This is a genomic window from Streptomyces avermitilis MA-4680 = NBRC 14893, from assembly GCF_000009765.2.
GTDB classification, from domain to species: Bacteria; Actinomycetota; Actinomycetes; order Streptomycetales; family Streptomycetaceae; genus Streptomyces; species Streptomyces avermitilis.
This window is the reverse complement of sequence record NC_003155.5, coordinates 6616350-6642439: the sequence shown is the minus strand read 5'-3', so window position 1 is coordinate 6642439 and position 26090 is coordinate 6616350. Positions and strand designations below refer to the sequence as shown.

The window sequence follows — 26090 nt, the reverse complement described above, 5'->3', positions numbered from 1 at the left end:
GGAAGCCATACGGTCAGTGGTCGACCTTGGTTATGCGGGTCGACACCACCCCCGCTTCCCCCCATCCGCCGCACCCTTCGCAGGAGCCCAGCCAGTGCCCTCCGCAGGCCTCGCCCCACGCCGCATCGCGCAGTTGTCCACGCTGCTCGCGATGTTCGCGCTCTTCACGGCCCAGATCGTCTCCGCGCTGCTGCCGAACGTCCCGGTGTTCATCGCGGCGAGCGCGGCCGGCCTCGCCCTGGACGTGTACCTGCAGTACCGGGACCCCGGTCTGCTCGCCCTCCTCGGCAAGGTCCGCTTCGACGTCACGGTCCGCCAGCTGCTGCGCGACATGCTCATCCTCGTGGGGTTGCAGCGGATCGACGACATCGAGCCGCTGAACGAGCAGGCGCCCCTGGTGATCGCCCTGTGCGGTTTCTACGCGCTGCACTTCACCTGCCAGGCCGTCGCGGTCCTGGTCCGCCGCTCCCGCACGCTCCCGGTCGTCACCCGCAACATCGACGCGTCGGCGCTGCGCCTGTCCGCCGCCCCGCCGCGCATTCTGGCCCGCCGCCAGGGCCACCGGCTGCTGACGTTCTCCATCCCGACCACGATCGGCCTGCTGATCACCGCGGCCACCACCGACGCGCTCTGGGGCGGCATCGGCGTGGGGATCGCCATCGCCCTGCTGCTCGGCGGCATCGCGTACCTCGGCACCTGGCTGACGAAGAAGAAGCGCGCCAAGAGCGAGCAGCAGGTGATGGAGTGGCTGGACAAGTGGCTGGCGAAGTACAAGCCGACGGTCGCCATGTACTTCTCGGGCGGTACGTCGTCGGCGTACCAGGCGAACATGTGGCTCTCCACGCTCTCCGCGGTCGAGGGCAAGCCGCTGATAGTGCTGCGTGAGCGCTTCATGGTGCAGAAGATCGAGGCGACCGACGTGCCGGTCATCTGCTTCCCGAAGGTGTCGACGATGTTCTCGCTGGAGAACTCGACGCTGAAGATGATGCTGCACCCGGCCAACGCCGCGAAGACCTCGCAGGTGCTGCGCATCCCCACCATCAAGCACGCGTTCATCAACCACGGCGAGAGCGACAAGCTGTCGTCCTGCAACCCGTACGCGAAGGCGTACGACGAGGTGTGGGTCGCGGGTCCGGCCGCGCGCGAGCGTTACGCGCTGGCCGAGGTCGGCGTCGAGGACAAGGACATCGTCGAGGTCGGCCGCCCGCAGCTGGCGCCGATCCGCCCCTACTCCGGGGCGCCGACGGGAACGTACACGACCGTTCTGTACGCCCCCACCTGGGAGGGCTGGGACGGCAACCCGGGCAACACCTCGGTGGTCCTGGCCGGCGAGAACATCGTGAAGCAGCTGCTCGCCGACGACGGCGTGCGCCTGCTCTACAAGCCGCACCCGATGACCGGCTCCGTCGACCCGCGCGCGGGCGCGGCGAACGAGCGCATGAAGGCGATGATCCGCGAGGCCAACACCAGGCGTTCGGGCGCCCGGCCGGGCTCCGAGGCCGCGGCCGAACTGGCCCGCCGCACCGCCGAGCTGGACAAGCTGACCTCCACCGCGTTCCGTGTGAGCGCGGACGAACTGGAGCGGATGATGCTCCAGGGCACGCCGAGCGGTGACCGCGAGGCGGCCATCGCCGAGGCCACGCTGGCCTGGGAGAAGGCGTACTGGGCGTCGTTCCCGGAGTGGGAGCACCAGATCATCACCGACGCGCGCCCGGCGATCTTCGCCTGCTTCAACCAGGCTGACCTGCTGATCAGCGACGTCTCGTCGGTGGTCTCGGACTGGCTGTCCAGCGAGAAGCCGTACGCGGTCGCCAACACGTCGGGCATGTCCGAGACGGCGTTCCGCGTGGGCTTCCCGACGGTCTCCGCCGGCGTGATCCTCACCCCCGCCGCGGACGGCGTCCCGGCGCTGCTGGAGTCGGTCCGCCACCCGGAGAAGGACCTCTTCACCGCGGCCCGCGCCGAACTGAAGGAACACCTCCTCGGCCCGTCGGACCCGCCGTCCCTGGCCCGCTTCAACGCGGCGATCGCGGACCTGTGCACGAAGGCGGACGAGCGGCGGGTGCGGATGGAGTCGCGCCTGGCGGTGGAGATCCCGTCGCCGCGCGGCGCCGCCGAGGAGACGGCACACGAATCGACGCAGGGGCTCCAGGCCGAGGACGACGGGGCGGAGGACTCGGTCAACGCGTAGCCGTCGGCCACGCGGCCCAGACGACGCACCGACGCACCGACGCACCAATGCCGAGGACCCGGGCTTTTCGCCCGGGTCCTCGGCATTTCACTGACCTCGATCGGCCCGACCGCAATTGGCCCGACCTCGGACGGTCTGGCCTCGCATCGCCCGACCTCGGACGGTCTGGCCTCGCATCGCCCGACCTCGCAAGGCCTGACTTCGCATGGCCTGACCTCGCATCGCCCGACCTCGCATCGCCTGGCTTCGAAACGTGCTGGTCCGGCCTCCGATGAGGTCGGACCAGCACCGCGCCGGAGTCCTAGAACGGCTCGAAGTCGTCGTACTCCTTCTCCGCGTCGTCCCGCTCCGCCTGCTTGTCGCGACGGCGCTGGGCGGCGGGCCGCGGCTCGTCGAGGCGGTGGTCCTCGCCGCGGCGGCCGAGCATCTCCGCGCCGGCCATGACCGTGGGCTCCCAGTCGAAGACGACCGCGTTGTCCTCGGGGCCGATGGCGACGCCGTCGCCCGCGCGGGCGCCCGCCTTCATCAGCTCCGTCTCGACACCGAGGCGGTTGAGGCGGTCGGCGAGGTAGCCGACGGCCTCGTCGTTGTTGAAGTCGGTCTGGCGCACCCAGCGCTCCGGCTTCTCGCCGCGCACGCGGTAGAGGCCGTCCTCCTCCAGTACGACCGTGAAGCCGGCGTCGTCGACCGCCTTCGGGCGGATGACGATCCGGGTCGCCTCCTCCTTCGGCTTGGCCGCGCGCGCCGCGCCCACCAGCTCGGCGAGGGCGAAGGACAGCTCCTTGAGGCCCATGTGCGCCACCGCCGACACCTCGAAGACGCGGTAGCCGCGCGCCTCCAGTTCGGGGCGGACCATCTCGGCCAGGTCCTTGCCGTCCGGTACGTCGATCTTGTTGAGGACGACCATCCGCGGACGGTTGTTGAGGCCGCCGCCGTACTGCGTCAGCTCCTCCTCGATGATGTCGAGGTCGGAGACGGGGTCGCGGTCGGACTCGAGGGTCGCGGTGTCCAGGACGTGCACGAGGACACTGCAGCGCTCGACGTGGCGCAGGAACTCCAGGCCCAGGCCCTTGCCCTGGCTGGCGCCCGGGATCAGGCCCGGCACGTCGGCGATCGTGTAGACCGTCGAGCCGGCCGTCACCACGCCCAGGTTCGGGACGAGGGTCGTGAACGGGTAGTCCGCGATCTTCGGCTTGGCGGCGGACAGGACGGAGATCAGGGACGACTTGCCCGCGCTCGGGTAGCCGACGAGGGCCACGTCCGCGACCGTCTTCAGCTCCAGGACGATGTCCTGGAAGTCGCCCGGCTCACCGAGCAGCGCGAAGCCCGGCGCCTTGCGGCGGGCCGAGGCCAGCGCCGCGTTGCCGAGGCCGCCGCGACCGCCCTGGGCGGCTACGTACGAGGTGCCGTGGCCGACCAGGTCCGCGAGTACGTTCCCCGCCTTGTCCTGGATCACCGTGCCGTCCGGGACCGGCAGGATCAGGTCCTGACCGTCCTTGCCGGAGCGGTTGCCGCCCTCGCCGGGCTTGCCGTTGGTGGCGCTGCGGTGCGGCTTGTGGTGGTAGTCGAGAAGCGTGGTCACGGACTGGTCGACGACCAGGATCACGTCACCGCCACGGCCGCCGTTGCCGCCGTCGGGGCCGCCGAGCGGCTTGAACTTCTCCCGGTGTACGGAGGCACAGCCGTGGCCTCCGCTACCCGCGGCGACGTGCAGCTCGACGCGGTCCACGAAGGTGGTCATGGTGGGGTGCCTCCAGCACTTTCAGTCACTTCGGTTGCGTACGCAATGTATTGCGCATTGCGTACGAGATGTCTCTTGCGTACTCGCGTACTGCGTTCTGTCTACAACATGCGAAAGGCGGACCCACTTCCCGTTCGGGAAGTGAGGTCCGCCTCGCGAAAGATTCCGATCAGGCGACCGGAACGATGTTCACGACCTTGCGGCCGCGGTGCGTACCGAACTCGACCGCACCGGCGTCCAGCGCGAACAGCGTGTCGTCCTTGCCACGACCGACACCGCTGCCGGGGTGGAAGTGGGTGCCACGCTGGCGGACCAGGATCTCACCGGCGTTGACGACCTGACCGCCGAAGCGCTTCACGCCGAGCCGCTGAGCATTGGAGTCGCGACCGTTCCGAGTGGACGATGCGCCCTTCTTGTGTGCCATCTCTCCTCAGTCCCTTACTTCGCAGCCGTGGGGATCTCAGTGACCTTGATCGCCGTGTACTGCTGGCGGTGGCCCTGACGACGGCGGTAACCGGTCTTGTTCTTGTAGCGAAGGATGTCGATCTTCGCGCCCTTGTGGTGGTCCACGACCTCGGCCTGGACCTTGATGCCGGCCAGGACCCACGGGTCACTCGTCACGGCGTCGCCGTCGACAACGAGCAGGGTCGAGAGCTCGACCGTGTCGCCAACCTGGGCAGTGGAAATCTTGTCAACCTCAACGATGTCACCGACAGCAACCTTGTGCTGGCGGCCACCGCTGCGCACGATGGCGTACAAGCGGATCTCACTCTCTCGCTCGGAACGGAATCCCCGCAGTCCAGCCGCACGCACCGCAAGCGGCCTCTCCCTGGCGCCAGGCGCCGGGAGGATGAGGTTTACGAGGAAGAGGCGCATCTGTGGACACGCCGACGGCCAAGGTTACGGGGCGGCCCCCGAAAGGGTCAAACCGGGGTCCGCCGCCCGTCCCGGCACGCCTCAGGTCAGGGTCTTCTCGCCGTCGTCCGGCAGCGGCTTCACGCCCTTGCACAGGTCCGTGGTGTCCGCGGTGCCGGGATAGGCGACCTTCGTGACCCGGTCGAAGTGGGTCTTGTACATGTCGTGCACGGTGTCGTCGTCGACCTTGACGATCGACTCGTCGTTCTCGCGCAGGGCCGGGCCCGTGTAGTTGCCGGATCCCGTGAAGCTGACCTTGTTCTTCACGCCGTCGTACATGCCGTCGATGAGGATGTACTTGGAGTGGATGATGAACGGCGTCGCCAGCTTCTGGCCGGGGTTCAGGGGGTCCCGGTCGTCGTTGTAGCAGCGCACGGTCGGGCCGCCGGAGGTGTGCAGCTTCTCCCAGGTGCCCTTGGTGCCGCCGGAGCTCTTCGCGCTGTCGGTCTCGGCGTAGACGATGCTCACCGAGCAGCCCGCCTTCTTCAGCGCGAGCAGCTTCTCCGCGATCGCCATCCGGGTGAGCTTGAAGATCGCGACGCGCACCTTGGTCTGCTGCTTGACGCCCGCGCTGTCCTTGTACGTGCACTGGACGTTGTTGAGCACCGAGTAGACGGTGTCGGTGTCCCGGGTGTTGCCGGCGCGCGGGAAGAAGTACGCCTTGTAGAGGCCGTTGCTGACCGTGCGGTAGTTCCAGGACGCCCAGTCCTTGGTGACCATCGTGTTGAAGTAGTCGGAGTAGGCGTCGTACATCGTCGGGTTGTTGGGCAGCAGTAGCGCGTCGTTGAAGAAGCGGGTGTGCGCGGAGGGCGTGGAGTTGGAGGTCGTCTCGACGACGACGTTCGTGGCGCCCTGGACCGCGGAGAACAGCCAGAACTTGTTGTGCATGATCGACTGCCCGAATTTCGGATCGCCGAGGCAGGACTTGTTCGCCGGGCACGTGGTGACGTACGAGCCCTGCGCGCGGTCGGTGCCGAGCGCGGCCGCGAGCGTGCTGTACGAGGTGTTGGTGGGCCGGTCGCTGACCGAGGACTCGTCGAGCAGGATCTGCACGTTGACGCCGCGGTTCTTGGCGTCCACGAGCGCGTTGACGACGGACGCCTCCCACACGTGGTAGACCGCGACCTTGATGGTCGAGCCGGGCAGCGCAGCGCCGGTCAGCTCGATCAGGCGGGTGCGGATGGCGTACTGCTGGTCCGTCGTGCCGAGCGGGTCGTTGAAGATCGGCCCCTCGGTCCACGTCGGGTTGTCGGCCTCCGCCGTACCCGCGGACGCCACGGCCTGGACTCCCGCCGCGGACAGCACCGTCGCCAGGGCCACGGCCTGGCGTCCCCCCTTGACCGGCTTCACAGCACGGTGTCGCCCAGTGCCCTTCAGGCGCACGCGCGCCATTGCGATCCCCTCCCCCTGCGCGGGTGAGCGTTCTCCCCAACGCTCATCCGCGGAAACGTTTCATGTGACTAGGTGAGTTTTACAGGTAGCTCGCCGTGATCCAAGAGGGGGGTGGCAGTCAGGGGTGTTGAGGGGGATTCGATAACGGGCGAAATCATCCCGGACCACCCCGCTGAACGCCGATGCCCCGCCCGGCGCTTGGCGCGCCGGGCGGGGCATCGGGACCGAACGTCAGGCCTCGTCGGTGGAGGCGGTGACCGTCGACGGGGCCGGCTGGGACGCCGCCGCCGTCTTCTTCGACGTCGACTTGGCAGCCGTCTTCTTGGCTGTCGTCTTCTTGGCCGTCGTCTTCTTGGCGGCCGTCTTCGTGGCCGCGGTCTTCTTCGTCGCCGCCTTCTTCGCGGTCGCCTTCTTGGCCGTCTTGCGAGCGGCCGTCTTCTTGGCCGGGGCCTCCTCGGCCTCACTCGAAGCAGCCTCAGCCGACGGGGCCTCAGCCGAAGGGGCCTCACCAGACGGAGCCGCACCGGCAGCGGTGTCGGCCGAAGCCGTCTCGCTCGACGGTACGACCACCACGGCCGTCTCCTCGGACGAGGTCGGCGCCGTGGCCTTGCGGACCGCGCGCCGGCGCGGACGGGCCGGAGCCGCGCTCTCCACGGGCGCCTCGGGCCCGGCGGCCGGCTCGGCCACCGGCTCAGCGGGCTGCTCGGCCTTCGGCTCCTCCGCCTCCGGCGCGGACGCCACCACCGTCACCGTCTCCGCCTCACCGGCGGCCTTGGGCGAACCGGCGGGCGCCGACACCTTCCGGGTCGCACGACGACGCGTACGCCCCTTGGGAGCGGCCTCCTCCTCGGCGACGGCCACGGGCTCGGCGACCACGGGCTCGGCGACCACGGGTTCGGCGGCCACGGGCGGCTCGACGACCGGGTCCTCGACCGCCATCGGCTCCGCCTCCGCGGCAGCCCGCGACTTAGGCGCGCGCTCCTCGGCCCGCGACCTCGGCGCACGCTCCTCGGCCCGCGGGGCACCCGCCGGAGCCGACGCCCGCCGGGTCGCCCGGCGCCGCGAACGGCCCCGGGAAGCGGCGGCCTCGGCCTCCGCGGCGCTGCTGTACAGCTCCTCGTCGGGCTCGTAGCCGGGCGCGGGCAGCGCGACGGGGGCAGCGACCTCGGCGGCCACCTCGGCCTCCGTCTCCGCGACAGCCTCGTCCGGCTCCGGCTCCTGCGCAAGCTCGTGCTCGTGCTCGTGCGGGAGCTCCTGCTCGGCACCGCCACGCCCGCGCTTCTTGCGCTTGCCGCCGCCACCGACGGACGTCGGCTGCTCCATGTGCACGATGACACCGCGTCCGTTGCAGTGGACACAGGTCTCGGAGAAGGACTCCAGCAGGCCCTGGCCGACGCGCTTGCGCGTCATCTGGACGAGCCCCAGCGAGGTCACCTCGGCGACCTGGTGCTTCGTACGGTCCCGGCCCAGACACTCCAGCAGGCGCCGCAGCACCAGGTCCCGGTTGGACTCCAGCACCATGTCGATGAAGTCGATGACGACGATGCCGCCCAGGTCGCGCAGCCGCAGCTGGCGCACGATCTCCTCGGCCGCCTCCAGGTTGTTCCTGGTCACGGTCTCTTCGAGGTTGCCGCCCTGACCGGTGAACTTGCCGGTGTTGACGTCGACCACGACCATGGCCTCGGTCTTGTCGATCACCAGCGAACCGCCGCTGGGCAGCCAGACCTTGCGGTCGAGCGCCTTCATCAGCTGCTCGTCGATCCGGTACGTCGCGAAGACGTCGACCTCGGAGGTCCACTTCGAGAGGCGGTCGGACAGGTCGGGCGCGACGTGGGCCACGTACCCGTGGATGGTCTCCCACGCCTCGTCGCCGCTGACGATGACCTTGGTGAAGTCCTCGTTGAAGATGTCGCGGACGACCCGGACGGTCATGTCCGGCTCGCCGTACAGCAGGGTCGGGGCGTTGCCGCTCTTCGCCTTCTTCTGGATGTCCTCCCACTGCGCCTGGAGCCGCTCGACGTCACGGCGCAGCTCGTCCTCGCTCGCGCCCTCGGCGGCGGTGCGCACGATGACGCCCGCGTCCTCGGGGACGATCTTCTTGAGGATGGTCTTCAGGCGGGCGCGCTCGGTGTCCGGCAGCTTGCGGCTGATGCCGGTCATCGAGCCCTCGGGCACGTAGACCAGGTAACGGCCGGGCAGGGAGACCTGGCTGGTGAGGCGGGCGCCCTTGTGGCCGATCGGGTCCTTGGTGACCTGTACGAGGACCGACTGGCCGGACTTCAGCGCGCTCTCGATGCGGCGCGGCCCGTTGGCCATGCCGAGCGCCTCGAAGTTGACCTCACCGGCGTAGAGCACGGCGTTGCGGCCCTTGCCGATGTCGATGAAGGCGGCCTCCATCGACGGCAGCACGTTCTGGACCTTGCCCAGGTAGACGTTGCCGACGTACGAGGTCGACTGCTCCTTGTTGACGTAGTGCTCGACGAGCACGTTGTCCTCGAGGACGCCGATCTGGGTGCGCTCGCCGCTCTGGCGGACGACCATCACACGCTCGACGGCCTCACGGCGGGCCAGGAACTCGGCCTCGGTGATGATCGGAACACGGCGGCGGCCCTGCTCGCGCCCTTCCCGACGACGCTGCTTCTTGGCCTCGAGGCGAGTGGAGCCCTTGATGGACTGCACCTCGTCGGACGGGTGCTCGTCCTTCTTGCTGCTGCGCGGCTCGCGGACCTTCACGACGGTGCGCTCGGGGTCGCTCTCGCCGGGCTCGGCGTCGGTGCCGGAGTCACCGGCGCGACGACGGCGGCGCCGACGGCGACGGCTGCTGCTGGAGCCGGCACCGCCCGACTCCTCGCGCTCGTCCGCCTCCTCGTCGTCCTCTTCGACCTGCTCGGCGGTGTCCTCGACGTCCTGCTCCGCCTGCTCGGCGGCCAGGTCGTCGGACTCGCCGGACTCGTCGTCCGCGTCGGCGGACTCGCCACGACGGCGACGACGGCCGCCACGGCGACGGCGACGGCGCGAACCGGTCTCCTCGGCCTCGTCACCGTCGACGGAGTCCTCGGCCTCCTCGGCCTCCTCCGTCTCCTCGACGACATCCTCGGTGGCGGTCACGGCGGCCGGCTCGTCCTCGGCGCCGCCACGGCGACGGCGACGGCGCGAACCCGCGGTCGAACCCGCGCCCGACCTGGCAGTCGAACCCGCGCCCGATCCGGCGGCGGCACCCGCACCCGACTCGGCGGCCGCTTCCGCGGTCTCCTCCTCGACGGGCTCCGCCGGCCGCTCCACCGCGGCCTCGGCGGCAGCGGCAGCGGCCGCCCGCTCCGGCGTCTGGAACATCGGCTCGGTGAACACCGGCGCCTGGAACACGGCGACGGCGGGCCGCGCCGGCCGGCGACCGGAGTCGTCCCCGGTGACCTTGGGCGCGGGCGCGGAGAAGCCGACGGCGGCCTTGCGGGTGGCACGACGGCGGGAACGGCGCGGACCGGCGTCCTCCGCCGTCTCGGCCGCGGCCTCAGCGGCCGGGGCCTCCTCGGCCTGGGCCGCGGCCCTGGTCTCGCTCGTGGCCTTCGCCTCGGCCTTCGCTTCGGCCTTCGTCGCGGCCTGGGCCTCGGTCTTGTCGCTGGCGGTCACGGGCGCCTCCACGCGCTCTTCGGCGGCGTCGCCCGTGGGCGCGGCGGCGGGCGCGGTCACCCGGCGGGTGGCACGACGGCGGGCACGGCGCGGGGCCGCGTCCTCTGCCTCGGGGGTCTCCTCCTGAGCAACCTCAGGAGCGACGGCGGTCACCTCGGCCTCGGTGGTCACCGGCGCCTCGGCAGCCTCGGTGGCCTCAGTCGCCTCGGCGGCCTTGGGCGCACCGGCGGGCGCGGATGCCCGGCGGGTCGCGCGACGGCGCGTACGTCCCTTGGGAGCGGCCTCTTCCTCGGCCGCGGCCTCACCGGTCTCCGGCGCGGAGACCTCGGCGGAACCGGTCGCGGCGGTCACGGACTCAGCCGCGGAGTCGGTCTCGGCGGCCGTGGCGCTCTCCGCGGCCTCCGGCGCGCCCGCGGGTGCGGACACCCGGCGCGTGGCGCGACGGCGGGTACGGCGCGGAGCGGCGTCCTCGGTGGCAGCCGCCACCTCGGCCGGCTCGGCGACGGCGGCCTCTTCGGTCTCTTCCGTCCCGGCAGCCTCCGCGGCCTCCGCGTCCTCTGCGGTCTCCGCGATGTCCGCGGGCCGTGTGATCGGCGCGGTGGTCTCCGCCGCGGCCTCGGCCGGCGCGGTCGCCCCGGTCGCCGTCTCGGCGACTGCCGCCGGCGGGCCCGCCGGGCGGGATGCGGCACGGCGCCGACGACGCGGCGGCAGGGTGTCGCTGGGAGTGTTGTTGTCGGAACCCTCAGTGGGTTCGATGGGCTCGAGCATGCGGGTGGATCTCCCGTCAGGCTCCCGGGCGCCGCGCCTGGTCCGGCAGTACCGGTGACGTCCGCGGCTCGCGCGTTGCGCGGTGCCGCCGTCCGGGGCGCGGGCGCCGCACGGGAGCTCTCTGTGTCCTGTCTCGCCGGTTCCGCACGCCATGTGTGCGTACGGCCTGGCGAAAGTCTTGTGGTCGGTGCGCTGCCCGACCCAGGTGGCTCCCGAGTACAAGGGCGACGCTACGACGTCCGTCCCTACGCGGAACCTTCCGGCACCGGCGCCTTCGCGGCGGCAGTCGCGGCGGCCATGGATGGCGCGGTCGCTGCTGCCTCGCGGTCGGGCGCGAGCGGGTCGGTCACCGTGCCGGTCTCTTCATCGAACAGCCCCTGCGCCAGCCTGGTCACCGCTGCGGGGACCGGCGGCGCCAGGTCGGCCACGGCGCGAAGACCGGACAGGACGTCGTCGGGTCGTACGGCAGGCGTCACGTGCCGAACAACCAGGCGCAGTATCGCACAGGGCTGGTCCGTCGGCCTATCAGCCTGTGGACTGTGCGTCTCGACACGTGCGTCAAGGCCTGCCACAGCACCACGGGCGTCGAAGGTGCGCATCCCGTTCTTGGTCTTGCGCTGGACCTCGACGGTCTCGGCCGTCTTGAAGGCCTCGACCGCGCGCTCCGCGTCCGCCGGGTCCACGCCGTCGAGGCGCAGCTCCCACACGGAAGCGGTGAGCCGGTCGGCGAGCCCGGACGTCCGGGCCTCGACCGCGTCGACGATGTCGAGCCCGGTGGGCAGCGACTCGTCGAGCAGCTCGCGCAGCTTGTCCGGGTCACGCGCCTCGGTGAGCGCGATCTCCAGATATTCCGCCTCACTGCCCGTGCCGGTGGGTGCGGCATTGGCGTACGACACCTTCGGATGCGGCGTGAACCCCGCCGAGTACGCCATGGGCACCTCGGCACGGCGCAGCGCACGCTCGAAGGCGCGCTGGAAGTCTCGGTGGCTGGTGAACCGGAGGCGGCCGCGCTTGGTGTAGCGCAGTCGGATGCGCTGCACCGCGGGTGCGGGCGGCGGGCCTTCGGGCTGTCGCTTGCCCAGTGTCCTAGTCCTTCGTGAGAACGGTCGTACTGCTACCTAGAGTACGTGCCTCAGCGGCTCCCGGTTCCCGCCGGGCGACCGGCTGCGGCTCACGCGGACCGCCGAAGAGCATCCGCCGGAAGTCGGCGCGCGCCTGCCGGGCGGACTCGCGGGCGGTGGCGAGCGCCTGCCGGGTGACCCTGCCCACGCCGCGCGCGGCCTCGGCGGCGGGCCGCAGGACCATGTCGCGCACGACGTGCCCGACCGGGGTCAGCACGGTTCGGTACACCCATCGCACGGGCTCCACGAAGACCCACCGGTACACCCACCGCACGGGCTCCACGAAGATCCACCGGAAGAGGGTGCCGAGAAAACGTCCGACGACGAGCGAGAGGCGTCCCGCGACGCGCCAGGCGTGCCCCAGCGCATCGCCGATCTCCCGCGCGACGACCGCCAGCACGCGTCCGACCGGCGTGAGGATCCAGCGCCGGACGGCCAGCGCGGGCAGGACGAACAGGATGCGCAGCGTCCAGTGGAGGACGGCGCCGATCCCGGTGACGGCCATGCCGCCCAGCCAGGCGACGCCCCTCGCGACCCAGGCGATGCCGTGCCCGAGGGGTGTGAGCACATGGCGGTACGACCACAGCGCCGGTATGACGAGCAGGTGGCGCACCAGCCACGCCACCGCCGCGTACGCCCCGAGGCCGACCGTCGCGAGCACCAGCCCGAGTCCGCGGAGCAGCCAGGCGATGCCGTGTCCGACGGGGGTGAGCAGGGTCCGGTACACCCAGGCGAGCCCGGCGCCGATCCCGGCGAGGACCCGGCCGAGCCCGGCGCCGATGCCCCGCAGCACCCAGGCGGTCCCAGCCCCGATCCTGACGAGGACCCAGCCGAGTCCGGCCCCGAGGCCCCGCAGCACCCAGGTGATCCCGTGCCCGAGGGGCGTGAGGACGTTCCGGTACAGCCACCCGGCGGGGACGACGAACAGCACGTACCCGAGCCGGGCGAACCCCTTGCCCACGGGCACGACGACGTACCGCCACAGCGTGACCCACGGCCAGACGAACACGGCCCGGGCGACCCACTGGAGTGCCCGCCCCACCGGCCGCAGCACGGTGTCCCTCAGGAACCGCCCGCCGACGACCAGCGCGTCCCACACCATCCGCACGGGCACGACCAGCACAAGCACGACGATCCGCACGGGAAGACGGATCGCGACGACGAGGCACCCGTCGGGCGGGGGCTGCTGGGTGGACGGCTTTTCCAGATCCATGTCAGCGAAGACGCGTCAGCGAGCTGCATGGATGCGGCCGGCGGATTCCAGTACCGCAACGTTCCGCCCCACTCGTCCCCCGAACTCCACGCGGTCGGCCTCGATCACATCGACACGCACCACCGACACGCACCACCGCCTCGCTCACCTCGGTGCCGCGTTGCGTGCCGTTGGTGGCGGCGGGAAACTGAAACCGGTGCCTTCTTCAGCGGAGCGCGAGGCAGGAAGGCATCCGTCGGGCCGACGGCAGTACCGAAACGGCGACGGAAACGACGTGCACAAGCCGCTTTTAGAGCAGCGGCGACCCGGTGGGCCAGGGTCCTTGACGTCACGGCTCGTGCAGCACGATGCATCATCCGCGTTCCCCTGAGCGCACGGCGCCCGCCGCCTTCCCCCTCACTGGACGGAGCGGAGCCATGCACTCTCTGAGGCGAAGGCTGGGAGTTTGTTCCCTTGCGGTGGGCTTCATTGCTGTGCTGGCTGTGCCCTCGGCCGACGCCGCGGTCCCGGCAGGAGCCGGTCAGGCGGACTTTCCCAAGGTTTCCTGCGGATGGCCGGCGGTGGTCAGCCCCAGCAGGTTGAACTTCGCGTTCCCCGAGACCAACGCCACCTACTGGGTCATGCCGTACCAGTTGGCCAAGGGTGACCGGCTGGTGGTGGACGGAACCTATCCATCAGCCCGTTTCACATCGCTGACGACGTACGACGTCAAGGGATCGACGGTCGACTCGCTCGCCGACAAGGCGATCACCCCGAATTCGGGAAGCAAGAACCCGTTCGCCCAGGCCAACGCCGGCACGAACCCTGCCGAGCACCGGTACCGCGTCACCGTCCAGAGCGGAGTCGCAGCCACCCCCGGCCACAACACCTTGGCCGCGACCGCCGACAGCGCCGCGTCCGGCGCCGGGTTTCTCGCGTTGAGGATCTACGTGCCGGACGAGGAGTCCGACCCCACGGGCGGCGTTCCCCTCCCCGCGCTCTCCCTACAGCACCAGGGCGGCAGCACGAGCACCTTTGACACCTGCGCGAATGCCGGATCTGCCCACGGCGACGCCGGACCACTGGCCGGGTTCCTCCGGCAACTGGTGAAGAAGTACGCGCCTCCGGGGGGCTTCGAGGGATGCGGGAAGTCGACTCCGAGCGCTCCGGACTTCGCCGTGCCCAACAAAGCCGAAGGGCTGTTCCCCAACCCCTACAACAAGTACCTGTGCACCCCGGTCAGCCATGAATCCGGCCGCATCGCCGTCATCCGCGGCAAGGCACCCACCTTCCCCGACACCATCCAGGGCCAGTCGGTCCTCACCAAGACACAACTCAGGTACTGGTCGCTCTGCCAGAACCAGTGGCAGCTTCCCTACCCGTCGAGTTCCTGCGCCGCCGACTACCAAACGGCCCTGAAGGACGGGCAGTACACCTTCGTGGTCTCCACCCCGCAGGACCGGCCCACCAACGCGACCACGACCGACAAGGTCACCTGGATCTCCTGGGGCCCCACCGACGTCAACGGCATCCTGCTCTTCCGGAACATGCTCCCGGCCGGGGACTTCCACAACGCCGTGCAGAACATCCAGAAGGGACAGGACCCGGCCACGGTCATGGGCCCGTACTACCCGACCATCACGTACTGCGCCAAGGCCACGTTCGAAAAGGGCGGACCGGACGCCTGCCCGGCCCGGTAGGCCGCGAAGGCCCGGTAGACCGCGAAACACCCGCCACATCCGCACGCAGGCCGACGAACACGACTGAGACCCGCACGACTGCGGCCCGCACGGCCGGAGAATGACTGAGGCCCTCTCGACCGAGAGGGCCTCAGGAGCCCGCAGGCCCGCTTCGCCTCAGTGGCTGTGACCGCTGACCGCAGGCTTGTTGACCGTCAGCGGCAGCAGCTTCTTGCCCGTCGGACCGATCTGGATCTCGGTCTGCATCGCCGGGCAGACACCGCAGTCGAAGCACGGCGTCCAGCGGCAGTCCTCGACCTCGGTCTCGTCGAGGGAGTCCTGCCAGTCCTCCCAGAGCCATTCCTTGTCGAGGCCGGAGTCCAGGTGGTCCCAGGGAAGGACCTCCTCGTACGTGCGCTCACGCGTGGTGTACCAGTCGACGTCCACGCCGAAGGCGGGGAGGGTCTTCTCGGCGCAGGCCATCCAGCGGTCGTACGAGAAGTGCTCGCGCCAGCCGTCGAAGCGGCCGCCGTCCTCGTAGACCGCGCGGATGACGGAGCCGATGCGGCGGTCACCGCGGGAGAGCAGGCCCTCGACGATGCCCGGCTTGCCGTCGTGGTAGCGGAAGCCGATCGAGCGGCCGTACTTCTTGTCGCCGCGGATCTTGTCGCGGAGCTTTCCGAGACGGGCGTCCGTCTCCTCCGCGGACAGCTGCGGGGCCCACTGGAAGGGGGTGTGGGGCTTGGGGACGAAACCGCCGATCGACACCGTGCAACGGATGTCGTTCTGACCGGAGACCTTGCGGCCCTCGGCGATCACGTTCATCGCCATGTCGGCGATCTGGAGGACGTCCTCGTCCGTCTCCGTCGGCAGGCCGCACATGAAGTACAGCTTCACCTGGCGCCAGCCGTTGCCGTACGCGGTGGAGACCGTCCGGATCAGGTCCTCCTCCGAGACCATCTTGTTGATGACCTTGCGCATGCGCTCGGAGCCGCCCTCCGGCGCGAAGGTGAGACCGGACCTCCGCCCGTTGCGCGTCAGTTCGTTCGCCAGGTCGACGTTGAAGGCGTCCACCCGGGTGGAGGGGAGGGAGAGGCCGATCTTGTCTTCCTCGTACCGGTCCGCCAGGCCCTTGGCGAGGTCGCCGATCTCCGAGTGGTCCGCCGAGGACAGGGACAGGAGGCCGACCTCCTCGAAGCCCGTCGCCTTCAGGCCCTTCTCGACCATGTCGCCGATGCCCGTGATGGAGCGCTCACGCACCGGGCGCGTGATCATGCCCGCCTGGCAGAAGCGGCAGCCGCGTGTGCAGCCGCGGAAGATCTCGACCGACATGCGCTCATGGACCGTCTCCGCGAGCGGGACGAGAGGCTGCTTGGGGTACGGCCACTCGTCCAGGTCCATGACCGTGTGCTTGCTGACCCGCCACGGCACACCGCTCTTGTTCGGTACGACGCGGCCGATCCGCCCGTCCGGGAGGTACTCGACGTCGTAGAAGGCGGGGACGTACACCGATCCCGTCCTCGCGAGACGGAACAGGACCTCCTGGCGGCCGCCGGGACGGCCCTCCGCCTTCCAGGCGCGGATGATGTCGGTCATGTCGAGCACGGCCTGCTCGCCGTCGCCGATGATCGCCGCGTCGATGAAGTCCGCGATCGGCTCGGGGTTGAAGGCCGCGTGGCCGCCGGCCAGGACGATCGGGTCGTCGAGCGTACGGTCCTTGGACTCCAGCGGGATGCCCGCCAGGTCCAGGGCCGTGAGCATGTTCGTGTAGCCCAGCTCCGTGGAGAAGGACAGACCGAAGACGTCGAAAGCCTTGACGGGACGGTGGCTGTCCACCGTGAACTGCGGGAGCTGGTGCTCCCGCATCAGCTCCTCGAGGTCGGGCCACACGCTGTACGTGCGCTCGGCGAGCACGCCCTCGCGCTCGTTCAGCACCTCGTAGAGGATCATGACGCCCTGGTTGGGCAGCCCGACCTCGTACGCGTCGGGATACATGAGCGCCCAGCGGACGTCACAGGCGTCCCAGGGCTTGACCGTGGAGTTGAGCTCTCCGCCGACGTACTGGATCGGCTTCTGCACATGCGGGAGCAGAGCTTCGAGCTGCGGGAACACCGATACAGCGGTTTCGGCAGGCATCTCGCGAACTTTCGTGAGCTGACAGGGGTGACCATTCAGCGTAACGCGGCCGGAGAGACCCGCCGCACACTCAGACCCGGGCCTTGCGCCGGGCCTTCTTCCACGCCTTCGGCAGCGCGCTCTCGTCGGCCGCCGCCCGCTGCTCCTCCCGGCCGTACAGCACCCCGTAGGTGAAGGAGCTCTCGCCCGCCTCCTGCGCCTTCTCCGCCAGGTCCCGCAGGGCGTCCCGGGACATGACGCTGTCCTGGTGGTCGCCCAGTAGCTTCTGCACGTCCTTCATGGACTTGGCCTGGGACTTGGCGGCCCTGCCGAGGGCGGGGGCGGCGACCTCCGCGGCGTACCGCGTCCGCTTGGCCTTCTTGCGGGCCTCGTGCATCGCCAGGTCGCGTTCCTTGCCGGGCGGCAGCTCCAGGGCCTTCGTCACCAGCCGGGAGAGCTTCTCGAAGTCCTTCCGTACGGCCTTGCCGAGCACCTTCCGCGGCTTGCGGCCGGCGGCCTTGCGCAGGGGAGGATCGGAGACGAGCGCGTCCAGGGCGGCGAGCAGATACAGGTAGCGCCGGCCGTCGAGCACCGCGATCAGCGCCTTCCGGGAGCCGGCATGGCGCCGCTGCGACCAGCTGCGCACGCGGTTGTGCACCGGCCCCGACAGGAGTGCCCTGGGAAGCTCGTCGAGTTCCGCCGACAGCCGTTCGGTGATGACCTCCTGGTCGCGGTCCACGCCCAGCTCCCCCGCCAGCCACTTCAGCTCCACGCGGACGGGGTCGGTGACCGTGCGGTCCAGGACGGCGGTGTACGAGCGCAGGGTGTTGCGGATGCGGCGGGTGGCGACCCGCATCTGGTGCACGGCGTCCGGCAGGTCACGGCGGACGGCCGGGTCGAGTTCGACGAGGGCGTCGCGCTGGGCGCGGAGGTAGGCGAGGACGTGGTCCCCCGCGGTGGTGGGGGGCTCGGGGGCCGCCGGTGCTCCGGTGAGCCGCTTCGCCGCGGCTCCGGTCTCCTCCAGCGCCCTGGCCAGCTTGGACGTGGACGTGGACCGGTGCAGGCCGGCCTTGAGGAGTTTCTTCTCGACCCGGTCGAGGAAGGCGGGGTCGCCGCCGTCCGCCAGCTCCGCCTCGATCTCGGTCCACTGGGTGGCGCCCTCGCCGCCGTCGAGGCGCTCGGCGCGAACCCGGTCGACGCTGACCTCGGCGAGCAGGGCGCCCGAGGCGTCGAGCAGATGGTGGACGTCGCGGGAGGACCGCAGACGTACGACGGGAACGAGCTCGGCGTCCCGGATGCGGGAGCGCACCAGGGAGGAGAGGTGGTGGGGCACCGTGTCGGCGAGGGGGGCGTGGATCTCGTCGCGTACGTCGTCGGCGACGGGCAGTTTCAGGTGCCAGCCCTCGTCCTCGCCGCCGATGCGGCGGCGCAGGGTGATGGAGTGGGCGGCGAGCCGTTGGTCGGCCGTGTCGAAGTAGGTGGCGTCCAGCTCGGTGACGCCCTTGCCGACGACGCTCGCGACTCCGGGGACCGCCGTCAGGCCCGGCAGGCCCGCGCCGCTGCCGGTCGCGGGTCCCTCGTACTTTCGCTCGATCTCTCGCTTCGTGTCCGCCATGAAATGAATCTAGACGCGAATCGGGGCCGAGGGCAGTCCGCCCGCGGCCCCGCCACGCATTCCAGGCCGAGCGGTCCAAACCGGGCAGGTCGGGAAAGTCCGCTGGGGTTCGGCGGCGCCCCGAGGGGGCGCGGGGATCCGTGCGATCAGCCACGACGGCGCGGCAGACGACCGACGGCACATCGCGGCACTTCCGGCGGAGCGCTCAGGCCGACATCGGCCGCTGCACCCTGATCGACTGCAACAGTCCGACCGCCACCCAGACCGCGAACATCGACGAGCCGCCGTACGAGACGAACGGCAGTGGCAGACCCGCGACCGGCATGATGCCGAGGGTCATGCCGATGTTCTCGAAGGACTGGAAGGCGAACCAGGCGATTATCCCGGCGGCGACGATCGTGCCGTACAGCTCGGTCGTCTCACGGGCGATACGGCACGCCCGCCACAGCACGACGCCGAGCAGCAGGAGGATCAGTCCGGCGCCCACGAAGCCCAGCTCCTCGCCCGCGACCGTGAACACGAAGTCCGTCTGCTGTTCGGGCACGAACTGGCCGGTGGTCTGGGAGCCCTGTCCGAGGCCGGTGCCGAAGAGACCGCCCGAGCCGATCGCGATACGCGCCTGGTTGGTGTTGTAGCCGACGCCGGCCGGGTCGAGCTCGGGGTTGGCGAAGGCGGCGAAGCGGTTGATCTGGTACTCGTCCAGGATGTGCAGCTGCCAGACCGCGATCGCGCCGAGGGCGCCCGTGCCGAGCAGGCCGAACACCCAGCGGTTGGAGGCGCCGGAGGCGAGCAGCACGCCGAGGATGATGATCACCATGACCATGACCGAACCGAGGTCGGGCATGAGCAGGACGACCAGAATCGGTACGGCGGCCAGGCCCAGGGCCTGCACGACCGTGCGATGGTCCGGATACGGCTTGTCGCCCGCGTCGACCCGGGCGGCGAGCAGCATCGCCATCCCCAGGATGATCGTGATCTTCACGAACTCGGAGGGCTGGAGCGAGAAGCCGCCGCCGAACACGATCCACGCGTGCGCCCCGTTGACCGTGGCGCCGAGCGGGGTGAGCACGAGCAGGATCATGAACACCGAGAGGCCGTAGAGGATCGGCACGGCGGTGCGCAGGGTGCGGTGGCCGAGCCAGACCGTGCCGACCATCAGGCCGAAGCCGATGCCGGTGTTCATCAGGTGACGGATCAGGAAGTAGTACGGGTCGCCCTGGTTGATCTCGGTGCGGTTGCGGGTCGCCGAGTAGACGAGGGCCGCGCCGATCAGCGAGAGCGCGACGGCCGAGAGCAGTATCGGCCAGTCGAGGCGGCGGGCCAGCGAGTCGCGGGCGAAGATCCGCGTCCAGCCGGCGCGGTCGGGCCCGTAACCGGAGACGGAGAAGCTGTTGCCGGTCATATCGGGATCCTCCGGCTGTTCTTCGGGCCGCGGGTCATGTCAGCATCCTCCGCCGCTTCCTGGGGCGGGCCGTGCGCCTTCGGGTGTCGCGGTTGCCGGTGGTCGGTGAGGGCGTGGTGGCCGCCGGGCTGTCGGTGGCCGCCGGCTGCCCGCCCTCCTCGCTCGTCTGGTCCGCCTTCGGGTCGTACTTCTCGACCTTGGGGGCGTCGATCGAGCCGTCGTTCTGGATCTTGGGCAGGCTCTTCTCCGGGGTGGGCAGCAGCGCCTTCTTCCGGTCGATCGTGCCGTCCTGGGAGACGCCGTACAGCGCGTCGTAGATCTTGCGCACCGCGGGGCCCGAGGCGCCGGAGCCCGTACCGGCCTGGGAGATCGTCATGACGACCGTGTAGTCCTTGGTGTACGTGGCGAACCACGAGGTGGTCTGCTTGCCGTAGACCTCGGCCGTGCCCGTCTTGGCGTGCATCGGGATCTTGTCCTGCGGCCAGCCGCCGAACCGCCAGGCGGCCGTACCCCGGGTGGCGACGCCCGCGAGGGCCTCGTCCATCTGATCCCGCGTCGACTTGCTTATGGGCAGCTTGCCGTGCGACTTCGGCTTGATCTCCCGCACGTTCTTACCGTCGGCGCTGACGACCGCCTTGCCGACGGTGGGGTCGTACAGGGTGCCGCCGTTGGAGATCGCCCCGTAGATCGTGGCCATCTGGATGGGAGTGACGAGCGTGTCGCCCTGACCGATGGAGTAGTTGACCGCGTCACCGGCGCGCATCTTGTTGCCTTCGAGGCAGTTCTCGTACGCGATCTTCTCGACGTAGTCGCCGTCCTTCTTGCCGGACTTGCACCAGGCGTCCTTGTTGGCCTTCCAGTAGCTCTGCTTCCACTGGCGGTCGGGGATACGGCCGGTGACCTCGTTGGGGAGGTCGATGCCGGTCTCCTTGCCGAGGCCGAACTGGTGGGCGGCCTTGAAGAACCAGTCGTTCGTCTTCTTCTTGGGGTTGATGCCCCCGTCCCTCTTCCACTCGTTGTGGGCGAGGCCGTAGAAGACGGTGTCGCAGGAGACCTCGAGGGCGCGGCCGAGCGAGATCGGGCCGAAGTTCTCCGACTCGAAGTTCTTGAAGACCTGACTGCCGATCGAGTACGAGCTGGTGCACGGGTAGTGGCCGTTGAAGTCATAGCCCGCCTCGACGGCGGCGGCCGTGGAGATGACCTTGAAGGTGGAGCCGGGCGCCGACTGACCCTGAATGGCGCGGTTCAGCAGCGGGTAGTTGGACTTCTTGCCGGTGAGCCTGGCGTAGTCCTTGGCGGAGATGCCGCCGACCCAGGCGTTCGGGTCGTACGTCGGGTTGGACGCCATGGCGACCACACGGCCGGTCTTGGCCTCCATCACGACGACCGCGCCGGAGTCCGCCTTGTAGTTTTCGTTGGTGTTCTTGTCGAACTGGGTACGGGCGACCTTCATCGCGTCGTTGAGCTCGTACTCGGCGACGCGCTGCACACGGGCGTCGATGCTGGTGACGAGGTTGGAACCGGGCTCGGCCGCGTCGCTCTTGGCCTTGCCGATGACCCGGCCGAGGTTGTCGACCTCGTAGCGGGTGACGCCGGCCTTGCCGCGCAGCTCCTTGTCGTACTGGCGCTCAAGACCCGAGCGGCCGACCTGGTCGGAGCGCAGATACGGCGAGTCGGAGTCCTTGGCCTGCTGGAGCTCGTTGTCGGTGACCGGCGACAGGTAGCCGAGGACCTGCGCGGTGTTGGCCTCGCCGGGGGCGGCGTAGCGGCGCACGGCCTCGGGCTCGGCGGTGATGCCGGGGAAATCCTCGGAGCGCTCGCGGATCTGCAGGGCCTGCTTGGCGGTGGCCTCGTCGGTGATCGGGATGGGCTGGTAGGGCGAGCCGTTCCAGCAGGGCTGGGGCGTCTTGGCGTCGCACAGCCGGACCTTCTCTATGACGTCCTCGGGCTTGAGGTCCAGGACGCCCGCGAGCTTGGTGAGGACGGCCTTGCCGTCGTCCTTCATCTTCAGCAGATCGGTGCGGGAGGCGGACACGACGAGGCGGGTCTCGTTGTCGGCGATCGGCACGCCGCGCGCATCGAGGATCGAGCCGCGTACGGCGGGCTGGACGACCTGCTGGACGTGGTTGCCGGAGGCCTCCTTGGCGTACTCGTCGCCGTTGCGGATCTGGAGATACCAGAGGCGGCCGCCGAGGGTGCCGAGCAGGGAGAAGACGAGGATCTGGATGACGACGAGGCGGATCTGGACCCGTGGGGTCCGACCGGTCTCGGGGATGTTGGTCACTGCTGCTGCCTCCCCCTCTCAGTGCGCGTACGAGACATACGAGTACACGGCGAACCTGTGGACACGGGCGGTGAAGTCCCTTGTGGTCACAGCCGCTTGACCCCCTTGATGCGTCCCGCCCGGGCCACCCGTGCCTTGACCGCCTTCGCGCGCAGCCCGCCACGCTGGCCGCCGATGCGCAGACCGGTGCCGGAGGACAGCCAGCCCGAGGAGACGTCGGCCGCCTTGGCACCGGAGCCGCCCTCGGCGAGCGGGTCGTTCTCGGCGCGCCGGGCCAGTGCCATGATCCCGGGGACCACGAACGGCGCGAGCAGCAGGTCGTACACGGCGGCCGTCACCAACAGGCTGACGAGGCCCACATGTCGGGCGGCGGTGTCGCCGACGAGGGCGCCGACGCCCGCGTACAGCAGGGTCGTGCCGATCGCCGCGGCGACGACCACGGCCATGGGGCCGGACGCGGACTTGAGGCGGCCGTTCTCGGGCTTGGCCAGCCCGGCGAGGTAGCCGATGACGCACAGGACGAGGGCGTAGCGGCCCGCGGCGTGGTCGGCGGGCGGCACGAGGTCGGCGAGCAGGCCGGCGCCGAAGCCGATGAGGGCGCCGCCGACATGGCCGTAGACCATGGCGAGGCCGAGGACGGTCAGGAGCACCAGGTCGGGGACGGCGCCCGGGAGGTGGAGACGGGCGAGGACGCTCACCTGGATCACCAGGGCCACCACCACCAGGGCGGTGGAGAGCAGCATCCGGTTGAAGCGCATGGGGGTTCAGCTCCTACTGCTGTTGCTGCTGGCCGTCGGCGGACGCGTTCGCGGAGGGGGTGACCGTCACGGTCACGGTCGGCGTGGGCGTCGGTCTGGGCTTGGGAGGCAGCACCTCGTCGCGCGGGTCCTTCTTGGGCGCCGCGACGACCACGCCGACGATGTCGAGCTTCGTGAACGAGACATACGGCGTGACGTAGACCGTGCGGGTCAGGTCGCCGCCGGAGGGATCGACCCGGGAGACCACGCCGACCGGTACACCGGGCACGAACGGCCGGTCCGCCTGCGAGCCGAAGGTGACCAGACGGTCGCCCTTCACCACCTTGGCCTTGCCGTTGAGCAGTTGCACGCGCAGCGGGCGGTCGCCCTGTCCGGAGGCGAAGCCGAGTTCGTCGCTGGACTCCATGCGCGTGCCGACCGTGAAGTCGGGGTCGTTGGCGAGCAGCACGGTGGCGGCGTTCGGGCCGACCGTGGTGACCCGGCCGACGAGACCATCCCCGTTGAGGACGGTCATGTCGCGCTTGATGCCGTCGTTCGCGCCGACGTCGATGGTGACGGTCCAGGAGAAGCCCTGGGCCGCTCCTATCCCGATGACCTCGGCGCCCTTGATCCCGTACTGGCCCTCGCCCGCCACCCTGATCATCTTGTTGAGCTGCTTGAGGCGGCTGCGGTTGCGGTCGTCGCTGCCGAGCTTCGCCTTCAGGGCCGCGTTGTCGTGCTCGAGTTGGGCGATGCGGTCGTGCCGGCTGCCGGAGTCGCGTACGGCCGCGACCGCGTTGCCGACGGGGTCGACCGCCGACGACACCCCGTTCTCGATCGGGCCGAAGACCGTGGCGGCGGCCTGGCGGGCACCGTCGACCGGTGAGTCCTGCCCGCCACGGATGTCCACCGTGATCAGCGCGAACGCGATGGCGACCAGCAGCACCAGGAGCAGCCGGCTCTCTCGTGTGTCCCTCACGTGCGGCGGCCGTGCCTTCCTCGTCGGAATTCGTGTATGGCTCACCCAGAAGTACCCCGGAGGGCGGACCAACGGGTGTCATGGGGGAGCTTAAGCCTCAATATCAACGATCCGCCGTACGAGAAGGGAGCGTCTCGTACGGCGGAATCGAAGAGTTACGTCATCTGCGCGGCTGGGCGTCCAGGACCTGCTGGAGCGCCTCGAACTCCTCGACACACTTGCCGGAGCCGAGCGCCACGCTGTCCAGGGGGTCCTCTGCGATGTGGATCGGCATGCCGGTCTCGCGGCGCAGCCGCTCGTCGAGGCCGCGCAGCAGGGCTCCGCCGCCGGTCAGAACGATTCCGCGGTCCATGACGTCGCCGGACAGCTCCGGCGGACACTTGTCGAGAGTCGTCTTGACCGCGTCCACGATCGCGTTGACCGGTTCCTCGATGGCCTTGCGCACTTCGGCCGCGGAGATGACGACGGTCTTCGGCAGCCCGGAGACGAGGTCCCGGCCGCGGATTTCGGTGTGCTCGTCAGTGTCGAGGTCGTACGCCGAACCGATCGTGATCTTGATCTGTTCGGCCGTCCGCTCACCGAGGAGGAGCGAGTACTCCTTCTTGATGTGCTGGATGATCGCGTTGTCCAGTTCGTCGCCGGCGACGCGGATGGACTGGGCGGTGACGATGCCGCCGAGCGAGATGACCGCGACCTCCGTGGTGCCGCCGCCGATGTCCACCACCATGTTGCCCGTGGCCTCGTGGACCGGCAGGCCGGAACCGATGGCCGCGGCCATGGGCTCCTCGATGATGTGCACCTGGCGGGCACCGGCCTGGGACGACGCCTCGATGACCGCGCGGCGCTCGACACCGGTGATGCCGGAGGGCACACAGACGACGACGCGGGGGCGGGCGAGGTAGCGCCGCTTGTGGATCTTCAGGATGAAGTAGCGGAGCATGCGTTCGGTGATCTCGAAGTCGGCGATCACACCGTCCTTCAGCGGACGCACGGCAACGATGTTGCCGGGCGTGCGCCCGATCATCTTCTTCGCTTCGGAGCCGACCGCGAGGATGCCACCGGTGTTGGTGTTGATCGCGACGACGGACGGCTCGTTGAGTACGATCCCGCGACCCCTGACGTACACCAGCGTGTTGGCGGTCCCGAGGTCGACAGCCATGTCACGGCCGATGAACGACATTGAGTTCCCCATCAGGATTCGTCTGGCCTTCCCAAGTGGAGCGTTTGATGGCTTTGGTTGGGGTGGCGAAGTGGGTGCTGTGACGTGAAGGCTTACATCGTAGTCTCGCCTGCACGAACACTGTGCGAGGGTCTTCGCCATTGTCAGCAGATGATGCACCGCCTCGCTTCTGGAGACGGGCGATCGGGGGTAGGCGTTCCCCCGATCGACACGCATATGCCAAAGGACGGCCGATTTCTACGGCCGCCCCAGGTCGGCATCCAAATGATGTGACGGTCCCTCAAAAACTATTCGTCCGGTCAGACCCGGCCGGGGAAGAAAATCTTCAGCTCGCGCTCGGCGGATTCCTCCGAGTCCGAGGCGTGGATCAGGTTCTCGCGGACGATCACACCGTAGTCGCCGCGGATGGAACCGGGCGCGGCGGCGATCGGGTCGGTCGGACCGGCCAGCGCGCGGACACCCTCGATGACCCGCTCGCCCTCGACGACCAGGGCCACGACCGGGCCGGACGCCATGAACTCCACCAGCGGCTCGTAGAAGGGCTTGCCCTTGTGCTCGCCGTAGTGCTGCTCCAGCGTGTCCTGGTCCAGCGTGCGCAGTTCCAGCGCGGTGATCGCCCAGCCGGCCTTGCGCTCGATACGGCTGATGATCTCGCCGGTCAGGCCGCGACGAACGGCGTCGGGCTTGAGTAGGACGAGGGTGCGCTGGCTCACGGTGGTGGCTCCTTCAGGTCACATATGTGCGGGTGACCGAGGTTACAGGGCGTGTCGGGGTGCTCGTCACGCAGCGTCAGGTGGTACTGGAGCGGGGTGGTCCGCGGCCTGCGCCGCGAATCTCGCCTTCGCCTCGTCGATCTTGCGGCCGTAGTGGACCGACGCCCACCACAGGGCCGCGAAGATCGCACCCAGGAAGAACATGCTGGGGACGATGAAGCCGGAGGCGATCAGGGCGATCTGCAGGGCCCAGCCGAGCTGGACGCCGCCGGGCCGCGTGATCATGCCGCAGAGCAGGACGCACACCGCCATGGCGATGCCGCTGACCGTCCAGACCGTGCCCGTGGACAGGTCCGGGTCCTTCATCGCGACCAGCCCGGCGAACCCGATCACGAAGACCTCGCCGATCAGGGTCGAAGCACAGAGCGTACGCACAGTG

The 26090-nt window shown here is 69.8% G+C and carries 18 protein-coding genes; 2 read left to right on the top strand and 16 right to left on the bottom strand.

Annotated features, from left to right (window positions below; translation table 11 throughout):
• The first annotated feature begins 94 nt into the window (after positions 1-94).
• Positions 95-2191, top strand: a complete 2097-nt coding sequence (locus tag SAVERM_RS28240; RefSeq protein ID WP_037645359.1) for a membrane protein — start codon at positions 95-97, stop codon at positions 2189-2191.
• Between the two features lie 301 nt (positions 2192-2492).
• Here SAVERM_RS28240 and obgE read toward each other — a convergent pair whose 3' ends face one another.
• The 7 genes from obgE to SAVERM_RS28205 all read right to left on the bottom strand — a co-directional run bounded on the left by obgE (position 2493) and on the right by SAVERM_RS28205 (position 12968).
• On the bottom strand, positions 2493-3932 hold the full coding sequence (gene obgE, locus SAVERM_RS28235) for a GTPase ObgE (RefSeq protein ID WP_010986871.1): 1440 nt from the start codon (positions 3930-3932) through the stop codon (positions 2493-2495).
• A 169-nt stretch (positions 3933-4101) separates the two neighbouring features.
• The gene (rpmA, locus tag SAVERM_RS28230; RefSeq protein WP_010986870.1) at positions 4102-4356 is read right to left on the bottom strand and encodes a 50S ribosomal protein L27; all 255 of its coding nucleotides are present in this window, start codon (positions 4354-4356) and stop codon (positions 4102-4104) included.
• A gap of 14 nt (positions 4357-4370) precedes the next feature.
• The gene (gene rplU, locus SAVERM_RS28225) at positions 4371-4691 is read right to left on the bottom strand and encodes a 50S ribosomal protein L21 (RefSeq protein WP_010986869.1); all 321 of its coding nucleotides are present in this window, start codon (positions 4689-4691) and stop codon (positions 4371-4373) included.
• A gap of 198 nt (positions 4692-4889) precedes the next feature.
• Positions 4890-6239, bottom strand: a complete 1350-nt coding sequence (locus tag SAVERM_RS28220) for a phospholipase D-like domain-containing protein (protein WP_010986868.1) — start codon at positions 6237-6239, stop codon at positions 4890-4892.
• A gap of 231 nt (positions 6240-6470) precedes the next feature.
• On the bottom strand, positions 6471-10634 hold the full coding sequence (locus tag SAVERM_RS28215; protein ID WP_010986867.1) for an Rne/Rng family ribonuclease: 4164 nt from the start codon (positions 10632-10634) through the stop codon (positions 6471-6473).
• Between the two features lie 245 nt (positions 10635-10879).
• Positions 10880-11674 (bottom strand): TIGR03936 family radical SAM-associated protein, encoded by a 795-nt coding sequence (locus SAVERM_RS28210; protein ID WP_010986866.1) that lies wholly within the window; start codon positions 11672-11674, stop codon positions 10880-10882.
• Between the two features lie 46 nt (positions 11675-11720).
• On the bottom strand, positions 11721-12968 hold the full coding sequence (locus SAVERM_RS28205; protein ID WP_010986865.1) for a hypothetical protein: 1248 nt from the start codon (positions 12966-12968) through the stop codon (positions 11721-11723).
• Between the two features lie 578 nt (positions 12969-13546).
• Between SAVERM_RS28205 and SAVERM_RS28200 the strand changes: the two genes are divergently transcribed.
• Positions 13547-14647 (top strand): hypothetical protein, encoded by a 1101-nt coding sequence (locus tag SAVERM_RS28200; protein WP_052082293.1) that lies wholly within the window; start codon positions 13547-13549, stop codon positions 14645-14647.
• A gap of 156 nt (positions 14648-14803) precedes the next feature.
• On the opposite strand, the gene SAVERM_RS28195 is transcribed toward SAVERM_RS28200, so the two are convergent.
• From SAVERM_RS28195 to SAVERM_RS28155, 9 genes are all read right to left on the bottom strand, one after another.
• The gene (locus SAVERM_RS28195) at positions 14804-16762 is read right to left on the bottom strand and encodes a TIGR03960 family B12-binding radical SAM protein (protein ID WP_010986863.1); all 1959 of its coding nucleotides are present in this window, start codon (positions 16760-16762) and stop codon (positions 14804-14806) included.
• Positions 16763-16832: 70 nt separating this feature from the next.
• Positions 16833-18356, bottom strand: coding sequence for a CYTH and CHAD domain-containing protein (locus tag SAVERM_RS28190; protein WP_010986862.1), 1524 nt, complete (start codon positions 18354-18356; stop codon positions 16833-16835).
• A 205-nt stretch (positions 18357-18561) separates the two neighbouring features.
• Positions 18562-19758 carry a rod shape-determining protein RodA gene (rodA, locus tag SAVERM_RS28185; protein ID WP_010986861.1) on the bottom strand — a complete coding sequence of 399 codons (1197 nt, stop codon included), beginning with the start codon at positions 19756-19758 and terminating at the stop codon, positions 18562-18564.
• Between the two features lie 34 nt (positions 19759-19792).
• Positions 19793-22042, bottom strand: coding sequence for a penicillin-binding protein 2 (gene mrdA, locus SAVERM_RS28180; RefSeq protein ID WP_010986860.1), 2250 nt, complete (start codon positions 22040-22042; stop codon positions 19793-19795).
• Positions 22043-22128: 86 nt separating this feature from the next.
• Positions 22129-22800 carry a rod shape-determining protein MreD gene (mreD, locus tag SAVERM_RS28175; RefSeq protein WP_010986859.1) on the bottom strand — a complete coding sequence of 224 codons (672 nt, stop codon included), beginning with the start codon at positions 22798-22800 and terminating at the stop codon, positions 22129-22131.
• Between the two features lie 13 nt (positions 22801-22813).
• Positions 22814-23758 carry a rod shape-determining protein MreC gene (gene mreC, locus SAVERM_RS28170; RefSeq protein ID WP_010986858.1) on the bottom strand — a complete coding sequence of 315 codons (945 nt, stop codon included), beginning with the start codon at positions 23756-23758 and terminating at the stop codon, positions 22814-22816.
• A 160-nt stretch (positions 23759-23918) separates the two neighbouring features.
• Positions 23919-24938, bottom strand: coding sequence for a rod shape-determining protein (locus SAVERM_RS28165; RefSeq protein ID WP_037645353.1), 1020 nt, complete (start codon positions 24936-24938; stop codon positions 23919-23921).
• 299 nt (positions 24939-25237) lie between these two features.
• Entirely contained in the window at positions 25238-25651 is a 414-nt protein-coding gene (gene ndk, locus SAVERM_RS28160; RefSeq protein WP_010986856.1) for a nucleoside-diphosphate kinase, read from the bottom strand.
• A gap of 66 nt (positions 25652-25717) precedes the next feature.
• Positions 25718-26086, bottom strand: coding sequence for a DUF4233 domain-containing protein (locus SAVERM_RS28155; protein WP_010986855.1), 369 nt, complete (start codon positions 26084-26086; stop codon positions 25718-25720).
• Positions 26087-26090: the final 4 nt, after the last annotated feature.

What these genes read in the sequence shown, in the direction of transcription:
- SAVERM_RS28165 (WP_037645353.1), bottom strand. Translation starts at nt 24,938, where the DNA reads ATGTCGTTCATCGGCCGTGACATGGCTGTCGACCTCGGGACCGCCAAC.
- mreD (WP_010986859.1), bottom strand. Translation starts at nt 22,800, where the DNA reads ATGCGCTTCAACCGGATGCTGCTCTCCACCGCCCTGGTGGTGGTGGCC.
- rpmA (WP_010986870.1), bottom strand. Translation starts at nt 4,356, where the DNA reads ATGGCACACAAGAAGGGCGCATCGTCCACTCGGAACGGTCGCGACTCC.
- SAVERM_RS28195 (WP_010986863.1), bottom strand. Translation starts at nt 16,762, where the DNA reads ATGCCTGCCGAAACCGCTGTATCGGTGTTCCCGCAGCTCGAAGCTCTG.
- obgE (WP_010986871.1), bottom strand. Translation starts at nt 3,932, where the DNA reads ATGACCACCTTCGTGGACCGCGTCGAGCTGCACGTCGCCGCGGGTAGC.
- SAVERM_RS28205 (WP_010986865.1), bottom strand. Translation starts at nt 12,968, where the DNA reads ATGGATCTGGAAAAGCCGTCCACCCAGCAGCCCCCGCCCGACGGGTGC.
- rodA (WP_010986861.1), bottom strand. Translation starts at nt 19,758, where the DNA reads ATGACCGGCAACAGCTTCTCCGTCTCCGGTTACGGGCCCGACCGCGCC.
- SAVERM_RS28220 (WP_010986868.1), bottom strand. Translation starts at nt 6,239, where the DNA reads ATGGCGCGCGTGCGCCTGAAGGGCACTGGGCGACACCGTGCTGTGAAG.
- SAVERM_RS28215 (WP_010986867.1), bottom strand. Translation starts at nt 10,634, where the DNA reads ATGCTCGAGCCCATCGAACCCACTGAGGGTTCCGACAACAACACTCCC.
- SAVERM_RS28190 (WP_010986862.1), bottom strand. Translation starts at nt 18,356, where the DNA reads ATGGCGGACACGAAGCGAGAGATCGAGCGAAAGTACGAGGGACCCGCG.